The organism is Parafrigoribacterium humi, from assembly GCF_040227205.1.
GTDB classification, from domain to species: domain Bacteria; phylum Actinomycetota; class Actinomycetes; order Actinomycetales; family Microbacteriaceae; genus Parafrigoribacterium_A; species Parafrigoribacterium_A humi.
In genome coordinates, this window is the sequence record NZ_JBELOA010000005.1 from 80013 (window position 1) to 92926 (window position 12914).

Here is a 12914-nt window from a genome sequence, read left to right on the forward strand (position 1 = left end):
CCCTGTGAGGTCAGGGATTGAGAGCTTGCCGCACCAGAGTCACAGCGCGCGCGGGGTCGAACCCGAGCGAGCGGATGCGGGCGGCATAGGCGTTCGCCGCGTCCTGCACCTGCCGCTCGGCCTCGTCTTTCGCCCACGCCACGAAGGTGCCGTTGCGCCCCCGGGTCTGGATGATGCCGTCCTGTTCGAGCTCGCGATAGGTGCGCGCGATGGTGCCGGGCGCGAGGCCGAGATCCTCCGCGAGACGACGCACGGTGGGTAGCTTGGCGCCCAGCACGAGCTCGCCGGACTGCACCTGCTCGAGCAGCTGCACCCGCAATTGCTCGAACGGCGGAACGGCCGAGCGCGGGTCGATGGTGAGCATCAGGCGACCGCCTCTGCCTCTGGCCAGAGTCTGCGCAGAAAGAACCGCTGGGGTTGCTTGATCAGGACGATGATGGCGACCACCATTGCTATGAGAGTAAATGCAAGGTTTACGAACGCGAAGCCGGCGGCGACAGGAGCGCCACCAGTCGCGGCAGACGCCAGGGTGGATGCCGAGGCGAGACTGGCGAAAGTTCCGTAGGCGCCGATGATCAGCGGCGCGAAGACCAGGCTGCGCAATCGCGCGGCGCGCAACGCATCGTCCCATGCCAGTTCAATCGAAGATGTCGCCGGTTGTCCCGTGCGCGCGATCCGCGACCCGGCGATCTCGAAAAGCAGAAGCGAAGCCACGGCCAGCGTACCAAGAATCACCGGGGTGGAAATCCAGGGCAATGGCCCTCGCCGCATCACGCCCGAGGCGACAAGGAAGGAGATCATTGCGGCAATCGCGAGCGTGACAGCGATGTATGCACCTCTGCGCTCCAACGGTGCAACGTAGTCCGCCACCGTGACTACTCTGGCTCGCGCCAGCCGTGGTCGATCGGGGTCGCGAGGGGCGTGTGAGCGAAGGGCCGTGGCCGCATTACCCGCGCTCATCCCGGCGAGGAGAACGCCAACGAATGTAAGGGGTCCGAAGGTGGAACCGGTGAGTTCGGCGTTGTTGGTCAGGAATATCGCAGCGAGGGTGAGTGCGAGAAACGCGGTGATCGCGGTACCCCGCTGTTGCAGAACCAGTCGGGACCGCACGAGCGGCAAAAACTCCTCGGTGAGCCCGATGCCGACTGACGTCGAGAACTTGTATGCCGCCCGTTCGGTGAGGCTCCGGATAAAGCTCAAGCCGAACGTCACGAGTGCCAGTGCTCCACCAAGGGCAAGAATGATCCACGCGCCGGTGCCCATGAATGCTCCGCCTGTCGTCATGACTGTGCCACCAATGCAGGCCAGGAGCGTCCTTGGCTGCGCAGGCTGCGTGCTGAAATGATGCTCGCGATCGCCCGGACGGCGATTTCCGCGATAAAGACGAGCCAGAGCATGCGCGTTCCCACTTTGTATTAGTTCTGTAGCAATGTACCAATACAAAGTTCCCACCACAAGACCCGGCCGATAGTGCGTGTTGATTCGCGCCCACACCGAACCGCAAGAGGCCGAGCTCGCATCCCAAATGAAGGCACCGACGTCCGAGCGCCGCGAGGTTCCGGGAGTCTTCCGGCCCAACCGGTTGGAATGCCTTCATTTGGGATGGCAGGGGGTTCCGGCCTTGCTGGCGATCAGCGCTTAGCCACGATCCCTGGTGGCGGAGACCGTGGCCGTGCGCTAGTCGTGCGTGCGGTGGATGAGCTTTGAGAGCACGATCGAGCTCCGGGTGTGATCCACATTCGGGGCGAGCCGCACGCGTTCGAGTGCCACTTCCAGGCTCGTGATGTCGCGACTGCGCATGTGCACCATGGCATCCGCACTGCCGGAGACGGTGCCCGCATCCACAACCTCGGGAACTCCGGAGAGGATGCGCCGCAGCTCCTCCGGCGCGACCGTGCCACGGCAGAACAGCTCGACATAGGCCTCGGTACCGAGCCCGTCGACCGCCGGATCGACCTGGATGGTGAATCCGCGAATGACTTTGTCGGCGACCAGGCGATCCACTCGGCGTTTCACCGCAGACGCGGACAGGCCGATGACCTCCCCGATATCCCCATACCCGGCACGGGCATTTTGGCGCAAAAGGTCGATGATCCCGTAGTCGAGGCTGTCCATTCGCCCACTCTATGGCGTTTCGTTGTGCAAAGGCCAGTGTTGACGCAGATATGGTGCGCATTGCGGAGAGAAACCCGAGTTGAGTGCGTGCGACACTGGAAGAGGCGTCCCGCGAACGGGGCTTTCGAGTGACTTGGTCCGCCCCCATCGCCGGCCACGCCGAGCGCGGCGACCACACAGTTGAAAGAGCAGCCATGACTGACACCCTCACCAGCGCGCACAAGACCAGCCCTTCGCGTCGCCCAAGCCACCGCACGATTCTCATGTGCCGTCCGGACTTCTTCACCGTGAACTACCGGATCAACCCCTGGATGCACCCGGAGGAGCCCACAGACACGAGCCTCGCGGTGAAGCAGTGGAACGTGCTCTACCAGACCTACCTCGACCTCGGTTTCGATGTGCAGCTCGTCGACCCGATCGACGGACTGCCCGACATGGTCTACGCGGCCAACGGCGGATTCGTGCTCGACAACATCGCCTACGGTGCGAGCTTCACCTACCCCGAGCGCCAGCCCGAGGGTCCGGCCTACATGCAGTGGTTCCGGGACAACGGATACGAGGTGCGCGTTCCAGAGCACGTCAACGAGGGTGAGGGCGACTTCCTCGTCGTGGGTGGCACCATCTTCGCCGGTACCGGCTTCCGCACCACGACCGAGAGCCACGAGGAACTGCGCCGCATCTACAACCGCGAGGTCGTCACGCTCGAGCTCGTGAACCCGAGCTTCTACCACCTGGATACCGCGGTGGCGGTGCTCGACCCCTCGCCCGCCGAGGGCGAGGTCGCCAACATCGCCTACCTGCCATCCGCCTTCAGCGAGGCGAGCCTCGAGATCTTGCGCGAGCGTTTCCCCGACGCGATCCTCGTGACGGAAGAGGACGCATCCGTGCTCGGCCTCAACTCCTACAGCGACGGCTACAACATCGTGATCGCCTCCCGCGCGGTCGACTTCGACCGGCAGCTCCGCGAGCGCGGCTACAACCCCATCGGGGTCGACCTGTCTGAGTTGCTGCTCGGCGGTGGCGGGGTGAAGTGCTGCACGCTCGAGCTTCGGCGCTGAATCAGGCGGGTGCGCCGGCCCAGGTGTAGCGCAGCTCCGGCTGCTTCACGTTGTTCGCGTCCTCGACGCTCCGCTCCGCGAGGACGAAGCCGTGGCGTTCGTAGAAGCGCTGGGCGCCCGGGTTGGTCGCGGACGTGCGCAACTGGAGTCCCGCCGGTCTCAGCTCCTTGGCCACATCGATGAGTCGTGAGCCGATGCCGAGGCCTGCGGCATCCGGTCGAACATACAGCTGGTCGATCCAGTCCTCATCGAGCACGAGGAGTGCGAGTGTCTGATCGCCGGATTCCGCGAGCCACACGTCACAGTGGGGGATGAGGCTTGTCTCCATCCAGCGGGCGACGTCCTCGTCGGAATGGACGATGGCCCGGATGGCACCTTTGGCGGCCTCGCGGGAGCTGATCAGCACCTCGGCAGCCGCCACGCCATCCTCCTCGACCGCGCGGCGTAGCACTATGGACTCTCTGTTCCAGGCTGGGCTGTCAGACATATGCCCATTCTTCCGTGTGACGCAGGTACGGCGCGTGCCCCAGTTCGCGGTACTCGCGGTGTCTCCAGGGTGAGGCTCAGGACGCGTTGTGTGGAAGGTGCGTCTCGTCGTAATAGCCGGAGATGTGATCCTGTATCTTGCGCGCGGCCTCGGGGCCGTCTCCTTCCGAGATGATGCGGAGGAGGTCTCGATGCTCTCGCTGCAGGCGTGTGACGGTCGCTGACCAGTCGGCCACGTCATCCGCACCCTCGTAGGTGGCCGCCTCGATCGAATGTCGCAGCCCGGACATGACGGCGGTGACGATCTTGTTGCCGGATGCCTCGGCGAGGGCCAGGTGGAATTTTCCGTTCAGGGCGATGAACTCTACCGGTGAGAGTCGAGGGTCGTCCATCGTCGCGAGCAGGTCGTTCAAGTGGGAGAGATCGATGGTGTCGCTCGACTCCGCGAGGCTCTTGGCAACCGCCCCTTCGAGGAGGAGCCGGGTGCGAATGATGTCGTTCACCCGGAAGCCCTGGGCCGCGACCTGCAGGCGCATGAGCGCGCCCATGCCTCCGGACGGCGAGGCCATGAGGATGCCCGCAGACCCCAGCTGCGATCCCGTGCTCATGCTGACGAGACTGAGCACCTCGAGCACGCGCAGGGCCTCACGAACGGATGACCGGTGCACCCTGAGACTGGACGCGAGTGAGCGCTCGGACGGGAGTCTGTCTCCCGCTTTGAGGCCACCCGCGAGGAGCACTGCCTCGAGCCCCTCGAGAACGGTCACCCATTCCCGACTGGTGTCGCTGCGTTTGGCCATCGCTGCCCCCTGACATCTCCCGCGCGTCACGGACAGCATAGAAGCGGAGCATCGAGCGGGAAAGTCCCCTGTTCGGGCCTGAGCGCGCCCAGACCCGGCCAGGCAGCGATGACTGACGGCTGGTACTTGCGTGGTACCGATGCGGTACCATATTCTTCATGGCCACTAACCTCAGGCTCAAGCCGGCAGCAGAATCCGCACTGCGCAAGGAATCGGCGAGGACGGGTCGCTCGCAGCAGGATCTCATCCGTGAGGCGCTGGATCGCTACCTCGGCCTCGGCATCCCGCGCGCCGCACCGAGCTCGATCGAACAGCTCATGGCGAGTGGGGCAGTTCTGCCCGCGCGCGAGCCATACCGGCGGGCGCGCCGTCTCATCACTGTGCCCGAGGGCGTTGACTCGCTCGACCTGCTCGATCGAGGAGACCGATTCTGAGTGCGGATCTATGTCGACAGCAGCGCCCTGGTCAAGCGTGCGATTCAGGAGCGAGAGTCCGTCGAACTCATCGATGCCCTCGACCGGCATCAGCACGAGGGTGACGCGTTGCTCTCGTCCAGCCTCGCCTGGGTCGAGGTGACCAGAGTGCTGCGATCGCGTCTGGACCTGGAACCACCAACCGAGGTCGCGCAACTCATCGACGTTGCACTATCCGGGATACTCGAGGCTCCCATCACCGAAAAGGTCATCAGCATCGCCCGTCGGCTCGGACCGTCGACGTTGCGCAGTCCCGATGCGATTCATCTGGCGGCGGCGACTCTACTCACGGCGGACGTCATCTGCGCTTACGACAAGCGTCTGCTCGTCGCGGCCAGTGAACTCGGTTTTCGCACGGCCTCGCCCAGTCCGAATGAGCCGAGACTCTGAACGATGCCGTGTCGGCCGCGGTACGAATCAGTCGATCGGCATCAGGCGGCGCAACTGGGTCACGTGCCCCGGCTCGAGTTCGTCGAGCGAGCTCACTCCGAGCAGCCGCATGGTGCGGGTGAGCTGCGACGACAGGATCTCGATCGCCCGGTCGACGCCCTCGCGTCCGCCGGCCATCAGCCCGTAGAGGTAGGCCCGGCCGACGAGGGTGAAGCGCGCACCGAGTGCGATCGCAGCGACGATGTCCGCGCCGGACATGATGCCGGTGTCGAGCAGGATCTCGGTGTCTTTGCCGACCTCGCGAACGACCTGCGGCAGCAGATGGAACGGGACGGGAGCACGGTCGAGCTGGCGCCCTCCGTGATTGGAGAGCAGAATGCCGTCGACGCCCATGGCCGCGAGCTTGCGCGCGTCATCCAGGTTCTGCACGCCCTTGACGACGAGCTTGCCCGGCCACTGCTCCTTGATCCACGCGAGGTCCTCGAAGGTCACGGTGGGGTCGAACATGGTGTCGAGGAGGTCCGCGACCGTGCCGGACCACCGGTCGAGCGAGGCGAAGGCCAGGGGCTCCGTGGTGAGGAAGTTGATCCACCAGGCGGGCCTCGGGATCGCGTTGACGATCGTCTTCGGCGTGAGCGACGGCGGAATGGTCATGCCGTTGCGGGCATCCCGCAGACGCTGGCCCGATACCGGAACGTCGACGGTCACGAGTAGCGTGTCGAAGCCGGCCTTCGCCGCACGGTCGACGAGCGCCATCGAGCGATCGCGGTCCTTCCACATGTAGAGCTGGAACCAATTGCGGCCGGTCGGGTTGGCCGCCTGCACGTCTTCGATCGCGGCGGTTCCCATCGTCGACAGGGAGAACGGGATGCCGGTCGCGGCAGCGGCGGATGCCCCGGCGATCTCACCCTCGGTCTGCATCATCCGAGTGAATCCGGTCGGGGCGATGCCGAACGGGAGCGCGGACGGGCCGCCGAGGACCTCGCGGCTGGTGTCGACGGTGGAGACGTCGCGCAGGATGGCCGGGTTGAACTGGATGTCTTCGAACGCCTGGCGGGCGCGCGCCAGCGAGATCTCCGCCTCGGCCGCGCCCTCTGTGTAGTCGAAGGCGGCCCGTGGGGTGCGGCGCTGCGCGATGGTGCGCAGGTCGTAGATCGTCAAGGCCTCCTTGAGACGTCGCGTCTTGGCGTTGAATTCCGGCTTCTTGAACTTCATGAGCGGCGCGAGGTCGCGCGGGCGGGGAAAACGGCGGTCAACCATGATCGGGTCTTTCGTTCGTGGGTCAGTGATTGTCGCGTGCTGCGACGGTGGTGAGGTGGGTTTCGGCGTAGTAGCCGGAAATGTGGTTGTGTACGTGCTCTGTGGCCGTGGCGCGGTCGCCCGCGATGATCGCCATCAGGATGGCGCGATGTTCGGTGCGCAGCCGCTCCGCGGTCGCGGCCCAGTCGGGCAGGCCCGCAGCCCCCTCGAGCACGTAGCCCTCGATGGAGGAGCGCAGGCCGGTCATCATGGTGGCGACGACCTGGTTCTCGGATGTCTCGGCGAGACTCAGGTGGAACTGGGCGTCGAGTGCGAGGAACTCGGTCTGGGTGAGCTGCGGCGCATTCATCGCGTCGAGAAGGGTGGATGCCGCGGTGAGGTCGACGGAGCCGCTGCGCTCGGCGAGGTCCGCGACGACGGCGGTCTCGAGCAACAGTCTGGTGCGCACGATCTCGTCGACCTGGAATCCGCGGGCGGCCACCTGCATCCGCATGAGCGCGCCGATCGCACTGGACGGCGAGGCGATGATGATCGCGCCGGACTGCGGCCCCGACCCGGTCTGCGTGCGGATGAGTCCGAAGACCTCGAGCACCCGCAGGGCCTCGCGAACGGAGGAGCGGCCGACGTTCAGATCCGCGGCCAGTGCGCGCTCGGGCGAGAGATGATCGCCCGGCGTGAGTTCGCCCGAGAGCAGCCGACCCTCGATGTGGTCGAGCACGATCTTCCAGGCGCGGCTCTCTGGTTCTGCCATGGGCGCACACTCCTCGATAGCTGTGGTCAGACCACGTGGTCTGACCACAGCTTATACCCGCGCGGATGTACATCTGCAGGATGACCGGCTGGGAACCTCCGGCTGATGTGTGCGGCTGCGCGGTCGCGAACCATGGAACCATGACTGTTCTCTCTGCGCACAACCTGACCAAACACTACGGAGACACCGCCGCGCTCGCCGGTGTGGACTTCGCGATCGGCGCGGGCGAGTCCGTGGCGATCATGGGGGTGTCCGGCTCGGGGAAGACGACGCTGCTGCACTGTCTCGCGGGCATCCTCACACCCGACAGCGGCGAGGTCATGTTCGATCGCAGCGCCAGCAACCCGGTCATCGTGAACCTGCTCGGGGAAGGGGCGCGCTCGCAGCTTCGGCGCGAGGCGTTCGGCTTCGTGTTCCAGCAGGGACTGCTCGTGCCGGAACTCACGGTGGTCGAGAACGTTGCGCTGCCGCTCATGCTGCTCGGCCAGAGTCGGCGCGAGGCCGTCGAGAACGCTCGCCTGTGGCTCGCCCAACTCGGGCTGCGCGGCTTCGACGATCGCCGTCTCGGCCAGCTCTCCGGCGGGCAGGTGCAGAGGGTCGCGATCGCGCGCTCGCAGGTTACCGGCGCATCCGTCGTCTTCGCAGACGAGCCCACCGGCGCCCTCGACTCCGTCACCTCAGACGAGGTGATGACCGCGCTCATCGACTCCACCACCGGCCGCGGCAAGTCGCTCATCGTCGTCACCCACAACGAGGATGTCGCCGACCGCTGCTCTCGCGTCGTACACCTGCGCGACGGCCTCGTCGTCGGCCAGGCGGTGCAGGCATGAAGACGCTCAGGCTGTTCCGGATGCTGTCGAGCTCGCGTTCGAGCGGCATCGCCGCTTTCGTGCTCCCCGTCGTCGCGTTCGCCGTGGTGACCGCGCTGCTGCTCATCGTGCTTGGGGGCGCGTTCGCGTTCTTCGGCTGGAGCGGGAGTGGCGTCGACGACTACAAGTACCTCGCCAGCATCGCACTAGCCCTTCTCGTTGTGCCGCTGCTCACGCTCGGCGGATCGGCGGCGCGGCTGTCGGCCCGCCGACGCGATGACCGACTCTCCACGCTTCGGCTCCTCGGCGCGACCCCCGCGCTCGTCGCGAGGCTCACGGTGATCGAGTCGGCGGCGCTTGCGCTGGTCGGCGCGCTCGTCGGTATCGTCGTGTACGTCGCGCTCGTGCCCGCCGTCGGTCTCATCCCGTTCCGCGGCGAGGCGCTCGGCGGCTCCATCTGGCTCGCACCGTGGGTCGTGGGCATCGTCGTTCTCGGCGTTGCCGCGCTCGCCGCCCTGAGCGCCGCGATCGGGCTGCGCGGCGTCATCGTCTCGCCGCTCGGCGTGCGCACGAGGCAGACCACGCCGCGGCCGCACTGGGTTCGCCTGACGCTCGGGGTCGTGGCCGTCATCGTGGTCTGTACCGCGATGACGCTGTTGCGGGCAGACGCCGGTGTCATCACCGTGCTCCTCGTGTTCGGCCTCGGGTTCGGACTGACGATCGCGGTGCTGAACCTGGCCGGTCCGTTCGTGCTGCGCCTGGTCGCGAAGGCGGGGGTACGCCGCGCGAAGACGCCGCAGCGCCTGCTGGCCGCTCGCGGCATCCTCGAATCACCGAAGGCGGCCTGGCGCCAGGTGAGCGGGGTTGCCATGACGAGCTTCATCGCGGTGTTCGCGGGTGTGGGCATCGCGGTGACCAACTCGATGAGCAGCGGAAGCGACAGCCTCGAGTTCGTCTTCGACATCCGCACGGGCGTGATCATCACCCTGGTGGCGTCGTTCCTCATGGTCGCCTGCTCGGTGGGCGTGAACCAGGCCTCGGCGATCCTCGACCGCCGTGACCTCTACCTGAGTCTCGACCGGCTCGGCATGCCCGTGAAGACGATGGATGTCGCGCGCACCCGAGCGGTCATGTCGCCACTGCGGTGGGTGAGCATCGGCTCCGCGCTCACAGCCGCGGTCGTGATGCTGCCGCTCACCGGGATGGCGCTGCTGCAGGATCCGGCGTCCCTCGCCATCATCGCGGCCTGCCTGGTCGTCGGCATCGTGGTGGTGTGGCTGGGGCTCCGCGCGACGCGTCCGGTGCTCACGCGTGTGCTTGCTGAACCCGAGCGTGCTGTGGCCTGAGCGACGGTAACTCAGGAGATTTGGGCGACACGCGGCATTCATAGCGCCGGAGGGCGGCGTGTCGCCCAAATCTCCGTCCGAAGCTACGCGCGCGACAATCGGCTCAGCCGAAGAACGCCGCGAGGTGCGTGCCGAGCGTTCGCAGGTCATCCGGGGTGCGCGTCACCCGCATCGTGGCGTTCGGTAGCAGGCTCGCCAGTTGTTCGGAGCTGGACAATGGATGAGCCGGGTCGTCCGTCCACGGGCACAGCAGCACGGGCTGTCGGATGCCGGCGATCGCCTCGGCGCCCGGCAGGTCGGTCCCGGCACTGCCGCGCATCACGGACGGCGCGATGCCGTCGTCGATGTCCGGCGGCGTGAGCGTGGTCCAGCCTCCGGCGGCGAGGATCGGCAGCGTTGGTGCGGCGGCCATCGTGCGCAGCAGGGTCTGGGTGCCGTGCTCCTCGATGAGCGAGGCCATCTGTCGATAGGTGTCAGCCTGCGCCGCTCGCGTCTGCCAGGCTGTCGGCGGGATGACGAGGGCGAGTCTGCGGAAGCGCTCTGGACGTTTCGTCACGGCGTGCAGCAGCGTTCCGGTGCCCATGGACACACCGAACGCATCGACCGGTTCGTCGGGTGAGACGACGTCGAGCAGGGCGAGCAGGTCATCCGCGAGCCTGCTCCAGGTGTAGTCTGCGGGTTCCGCGCGCCCGGTCGATCGCCCGTGCCCACGGGCGTCGTAGCGCACGATCCTGCGGCCGCTCGCCGTGAGCGCGGACCAGTCGAAGTACCCGTCCTTGGCTTCGTTCGCCCGTGAGGAGCTCAGTCCGTGCAGGCCGACGATTGTCGGTGTTGAGCCGTCGTGCACCTCGTAGGAGAGGAGTGCGCCCGGGCGCTCGAGCACGGGATCCCGGGTGTCTGGTGTTGGTCCGGCCATGGGTGGGATCCGTTCGTTCGTGTGCTCTCGGCGTGTTGTGTCAGTGACTGACTCTACTGATAATGTCAGTCACTGACACAATCTGCTACTCTGACGTCATGCCCAGGGACGGACGGATGGCGCGCGAGCGCCTGCAGCGCGCGGCACTCGAGTTGTTTGCCGACAATGGGTTCGATCGCACCACGACCGTGCAGATCGCGGCGCGCGCCGGGGTCAGCGAGCGCACGTTCTTTCGGCACTTTCCCGATAAACGCGAGGTGCTGTTCGCCTCGGAGGGCGAACTGCGGCAGGTGACCGCCGACGCGCTCGCCGCGGTGCCCAGTACGGCCGAGCCCCTCGCTGCGCTGCGCATTGCCTTCCATGACGTCGTACCGCTGATCGAGCGGGGCAGGCCCCTGGCGGAGCTTCGTGCGTCCATCATCGCGGGCGCACCGGCCCTGCTCGAGCGTGAACACACGAAGACGGCCGACCTCATCGCGCTCGTCGCCCAGGGTCTCGCGCGGCGCGGGGTGAGCGAGCGCTCCGCGCTCCTGTGCGCGCGAGTGGGCATGGCGTCGTTCAGCACGGCCATCCATCGCTGGAATCCTGGTGTCTCTAACCTCCACGACGAAGTCGATGCGGCCTTCGATGAGTTGCGGATCATGGCCGCCGCGCTGGCCTGCGAGACCCGCTGAATCGGAGACCGTCCGCGCGGCATTGCCGAGGCGATTTGTCAACCCCTCCGCGCGTGTCGACTCCGCGGTTATCGTCAGAGAGGAGCGGCAATGGTTCCGTGTTCTTGGGCGAAATGGAGAAGACTATGGAAAGCAATCCCCGGATGCCGAGCGAAGTCACAAGAGCGGTCGGCGGCTTCGATCATTTCGCCGAAGCTGCTTCGCGCATCGCGAGCCGCGCGTGGTTCTTTGCGTTCTGCGTGCTCCTCGTCGTGGTCTGGGCGCCGTCGATCCTCGTGTTGCGCGACATCGATACCTGGCAGTTGATCATCAACACCCTGACAACGATCGTCACGTTTCTGATGGTTGCACTTCTTCAGAACAGCCAGACGCGCGCCGATCAGGCGGTGCAGCACAAACTCAATGCCATCGCTGACATGCTTGGTCACCTCGCCGAGGAGAACGGACTCACGAAGGAGGCCAAAGAACTACGGGATGCGGTCGGGATAGAGGAGAGGGAGAGCACCAGCCACAACAGCAAGCAGGAGTGACGGCCCGCCCCTCCTCGCGCCTCAGTGCTTGAAGGCGTCCTTGACCTTTTCCCCGGCCTGCTTGATGTCGGATTTCACCTGGTCGCTCTTGCCTTCCGCTTCCAGTTTCTCGTCGTCGGTGAGCTTGCCCACCGCTTCTTTGGCCTTGCCCGCGACGTCCTGCGCCGCGTTGTCGATCTTGTCTGACCCGCTCATGGCTCCTCCTACGGTCTCTCGATGATGCTTCGCGTGCTTCTGACCCCGTCAGGCTAGGTCAGAAGTCGAGCTCGGGTAAGTGGTTGACATCCGGCTCGTGATCGGCGACCCTGACCGGCTTGAGGCGGGTCTCAACTGTGTGCTGACTGTCAAGTTCGGTCACTAAGCTCGCACAAACCGCGATGGGGAGGGGTCATGAAGCGAATACCGTTGGTGCGGGTAGTTGACCGCCTGGAGAACGCCACGCTGCTGGATCCGCTCGCGAAACGGGCCCGTAGAATCGTGGGTGCCGCACTGCGTCCACGGTGGTTGCGCGACATCCTGCACGGGGTTCCACTGGGTCATCCGGTGCATCCGCTGGCCGTTCAGGTGCCGCTCGGCACCTGGGTCTCCGCCGCGGTGCTGGATGCGGTTCCAGGAACGCATCGCGCGTCGCAGACGCTCGTCGGTGTCGGTGTCGTGAGCGCGCTGCCGAGCGCGGTTGCCGGCTACGCGGACTGGTCCAGGCTGCACGAGCAGCAACAGCGAGTGGGATTGGTGCACTCGGCCGCGAACCTGATCGCGACCGGGCTCTACGCTGTGTCGTTCATCCAGCGCAGTCGAGGCAAGCGCGCCAGCGGCAAGGTTCTGGGTTACGTGGGCCTCGCGGTCGCAACGGGCGGCGGTCTTCTCGGTGGGCACCTCACCTACCGGCAGGCGGCCGGGGTCAACCACACCGAGGACGTGCCGCACCTCTTTCCGCAGGGGTGGCATCCGATGGGCCCTCTCGACGAGATCGCCGAGGGCCGACTTCAGCAGCGCACGGTGGAGGGCACGTCGCTCCTGGTATTTCGTCGCGGTGACAGACTGAGCGTGCTTGCCGACACCTGCAGTCATCTCTCTGGGCCGCTCCACGAGGGCGCGATCGTCGATGGATCGTGCGACTCGGCGGATGTCGGCCCGTGCGTCGAGTGCTCCTGGCACCAGAGCGTGTTCTCGCTCGAGACCGGCGAGGTGGTGCACGGTCCGGCAACGAGCGCGCAGCCGAAGTTCAGCACGCGCGTCAACTACGGCATCGTCGAGGTCTGTCTCTGGGGCGCGGGTTGAGGGTCACCCGCTCACGGCCAGTCTT

The 12914-nt window shown here is 66.2% G+C and carries 17 protein-coding genes; 8 read left to right on the forward strand and 9 right to left on the reverse strand.

All coding sequences use genetic code 11. The features are described 5' to 3' along the window. Positions 1-10: 10 nt before the first annotated feature. From ABUA28_RS09840 to ABUA28_RS09850, 3 genes are all read right to left on the reverse strand, one after another. Positions 11-364 (reverse strand): GntR family transcriptional regulator, encoded by a 354-nt coding sequence (locus ABUA28_RS09840; RefSeq protein WP_349903929.1) that lies wholly within the window; start codon positions 362-364, stop codon positions 11-13. Continuing rightward, positions 364-1443, reverse strand: a complete 1080-nt coding sequence (locus ABUA28_RS09845) for a hypothetical protein (RefSeq protein WP_349903931.1) — start codon at positions 1441-1443, stop codon at positions 364-366. The genes ABUA28_RS09840 and ABUA28_RS09845 overlap by 1 nt, the downstream gene beginning before the upstream one ends. A gap of 234 nt (positions 1444-1677) precedes the next feature. Then, the gene (locus ABUA28_RS09850) at positions 1678-2115 is read right to left on the reverse strand and encodes an Lrp/AsnC family transcriptional regulator (protein WP_349903933.1); all 438 of its coding nucleotides are present in this window, start codon (positions 2113-2115) and stop codon (positions 1678-1680) included. 194 nt (positions 2116-2309) lie between these two features. Here ABUA28_RS09850 and ddaH point away from each other — a divergent pair, with 194 nt between their 5' ends. Then, complete coding sequence (gene ddaH / locus ABUA28_RS09855) at positions 2310-3173, forward strand: dimethylargininase (protein ID WP_349903934.1); 864 nt, start codon at positions 2310-2312, stop codon at positions 3171-3173. A 1-nt stretch (position 3174) separates the two neighbouring features. Here the strand turns inward: ddaH and ABUA28_RS09860 are convergent, their stop codons facing one another. Then, positions 3175-3660: a GNAT family N-acetyltransferase gene (locus ABUA28_RS09860; protein WP_349903936.1), complete on the reverse strand. Its 486-nt coding sequence runs from the start codon at positions 3658-3660 to the stop codon at positions 3175-3177. Positions 3661-3736: 76 nt separating this feature from the next. After that, complete coding sequence (locus tag ABUA28_RS09865) at positions 3737-4459, reverse strand: FadR/GntR family transcriptional regulator (protein ID WP_349903937.1); 723 nt, start codon at positions 4457-4459, stop codon at positions 3737-3739. A gap of 158 nt (positions 4460-4617) precedes the next feature. Between ABUA28_RS09865 and ABUA28_RS09870 the strand changes: the two genes are divergently transcribed. Continuing rightward, the gene (locus ABUA28_RS09870; RefSeq protein WP_349903938.1) at positions 4618-4893 is read left to right on the forward strand and encodes a ribbon-helix-helix protein, CopG family; all 276 of its coding nucleotides are present in this window, start codon (positions 4618-4620) and stop codon (positions 4891-4893) included. Then, positions 4894-5322 (forward strand): type II toxin-antitoxin system VapC family toxin, encoded by a 429-nt coding sequence (locus ABUA28_RS09875; protein WP_349903940.1) that lies wholly within the window; start codon positions 4894-4896, stop codon positions 5320-5322. It begins immediately after the preceding gene. A 27-nt stretch (positions 5323-5349) separates the two neighbouring features. On the opposite strand, the gene ABUA28_RS09880 is transcribed toward ABUA28_RS09875, so the two are convergent. Together ABUA28_RS09880 and ABUA28_RS09885 are read right to left on the reverse strand one after the other, a co-directional pair. Next, positions 5350-6582 (reverse strand): alpha-hydroxy acid oxidase, encoded by a 1233-nt coding sequence (locus ABUA28_RS09880; RefSeq protein WP_349903941.1) that lies wholly within the window; start codon positions 6580-6582, stop codon positions 5350-5352. Positions 6583-6604: 22 nt separating this feature from the next. Further along, the gene (locus ABUA28_RS09885) at positions 6605-7333 is read right to left on the reverse strand and encodes a FadR/GntR family transcriptional regulator (RefSeq protein WP_349903943.1); all 729 of its coding nucleotides are present in this window, start codon (positions 7331-7333) and stop codon (positions 6605-6607) included. Between the two features lie 140 nt (positions 7334-7473). Between ABUA28_RS09885 and ABUA28_RS09890 the strand changes: the two genes are divergently transcribed. Beyond that, positions 7474-8163: an ABC transporter ATP-binding protein gene (locus ABUA28_RS09890; RefSeq protein WP_349903944.1), complete on the forward strand. Its 690-nt coding sequence runs from the start codon at positions 7474-7476 to the stop codon at positions 8161-8163. After that, complete coding sequence (locus ABUA28_RS09895) at positions 8160-9488, forward strand: FtsX-like permease family protein (protein ID WP_349903946.1); 1329 nt, start codon at positions 8160-8162, stop codon at positions 9486-9488. The genes ABUA28_RS09890 and ABUA28_RS09895 overlap by 4 nt, the downstream gene beginning before the upstream one ends. 103 nt (positions 9489-9591) lie before the next feature. On the opposite strand, the gene ABUA28_RS09900 is transcribed toward ABUA28_RS09895, so the two are convergent. Next, positions 9592-10404 (reverse strand): alpha/beta fold hydrolase, encoded by an 813-nt coding sequence (locus ABUA28_RS09900; RefSeq protein ID WP_349903948.1) that lies wholly within the window; start codon positions 10402-10404, stop codon positions 9592-9594. A 98-nt stretch (positions 10405-10502) separates the two neighbouring features. Between ABUA28_RS09900 and ABUA28_RS09905 the strand changes: the two genes are divergently transcribed. Both ABUA28_RS09905 and ABUA28_RS09910 read left to right on the forward strand, forming a co-directional pair. Beyond that, positions 10503-11078: a TetR family transcriptional regulator gene (locus ABUA28_RS09905; RefSeq protein ID WP_349903949.1), complete on the forward strand. Its 576-nt coding sequence runs from the start codon at positions 10503-10505 to the stop codon at positions 11076-11078. Between the two features lie 98 nt (positions 11079-11176). After that, positions 11177-11608: a low affinity iron permease family protein gene (locus tag ABUA28_RS09910; RefSeq protein ID WP_349903951.1), complete on the forward strand. Its 432-nt coding sequence runs from the start codon at positions 11177-11179 to the stop codon at positions 11606-11608. 21 nt (positions 11609-11629) lie between these two features. Here the strand turns inward: ABUA28_RS09910 and ABUA28_RS09915 are convergent, their stop codons facing one another. Then, complete coding sequence (locus ABUA28_RS09915) at positions 11630-11803, reverse strand: CsbD family protein (protein ID WP_349903953.1); 174 nt, start codon at positions 11801-11803, stop codon at positions 11630-11632. Positions 11804-11998: 195 nt separating this feature from the next. Here ABUA28_RS09915 and ABUA28_RS09920 point away from each other — a divergent pair, with 195 nt between their 5' ends. Continuing rightward, positions 11999-12889: a Rieske (2Fe-2S) protein gene (locus tag ABUA28_RS09920; protein ID WP_349903955.1), complete on the forward strand. Its 891-nt coding sequence runs from the start codon at positions 11999-12001 to the stop codon at positions 12887-12889. Positions 12890-12914: the final 25 nt, after the last annotated feature.

What these genes read in the sequence shown, in the direction of transcription:
- ABUA28_RS09890 (WP_349903944.1), top strand. Translation starts at nt 7,474, where the DNA reads ATGACTGTTCTCTCTGCGCACAACCTGACCAAACACTACGGAGACACC.
- ABUA28_RS09870 (WP_349903938.1), top strand. Translation starts at nt 4,618, where the DNA reads ATGGCCACTAACCTCAGGCTCAAGCCGGCAGCAGAATCCGCACTGCGC.
- ABUA28_RS09865 (WP_349903937.1), bottom strand. Translation starts at nt 4,459, where the DNA reads ATGGCCAAACGCAGCGACACCAGTCGGGAATGGGTGACCGTTCTCGAG.
- ABUA28_RS09895 (WP_349903946.1), top strand. Translation starts at nt 8,160, where the DNA reads ATGAAGACGCTCAGGCTGTTCCGGATGCTGTCGAGCTCGCGTTCGAGC.
- ABUA28_RS09840 (WP_349903929.1), bottom strand. Translation starts at nt 364, where the DNA reads ATGCTCACCATCGACCCGCGCTCGGCCGTTCCGCCGTTCGAGCAATTG.
- ABUA28_RS09860 (WP_349903936.1), bottom strand. Translation starts at nt 3,660, where the DNA reads ATGTCTGACAGCCCAGCCTGGAACAGAGAGTCCATAGTGCTACGCCGC.
- ABUA28_RS09920 (WP_349903955.1), top strand. Translation starts at nt 11,999, where the DNA reads ATGAAGCGAATACCGTTGGTGCGGGTAGTTGACCGCCTGGAGAACGCC.
- ABUA28_RS09885 (WP_349903943.1), bottom strand. Translation starts at nt 7,333, where the DNA reads ATGGCAGAACCAGAGAGCCGCGCCTGGAAGATCGTGCTCGACCACATC.
- ABUA28_RS09905 (WP_349903949.1), top strand. Translation starts at nt 10,503, where the DNA reads ATGCCCAGGGACGGACGGATGGCGCGCGAGCGCCTGCAGCGCGCGGCA.
- ddaH (WP_349903934.1), top strand. Translation starts at nt 2,310, where the DNA reads ATGACTGACACCCTCACCAGCGCGCACAAGACCAGCCCTTCGCGTCGC.
- ABUA28_RS09880 (WP_349903941.1), bottom strand. Translation starts at nt 6,582, where the DNA reads ATGGTTGACCGCCGTTTTCCCCGCCCGCGCGACCTCGCGCCGCTCATG.
- ABUA28_RS09900 (WP_349903948.1), bottom strand. Translation starts at nt 10,404, where the DNA reads ATGGCCGGACCAACACCAGACACCCGGGATCCCGTGCTCGAGCGCCCG.
- ABUA28_RS09850 (WP_349903933.1), bottom strand. Translation starts at nt 2,115, where the DNA reads ATGGACAGCCTCGACTACGGGATCATCGACCTTTTGCGCCAAAATGCC.
- ABUA28_RS09915 (WP_349903953.1), bottom strand. Translation starts at nt 11,803, where the DNA reads ATGAGCGGGTCAGACAAGATCGACAACGCGGCGCAGGACGTCGCGGGC.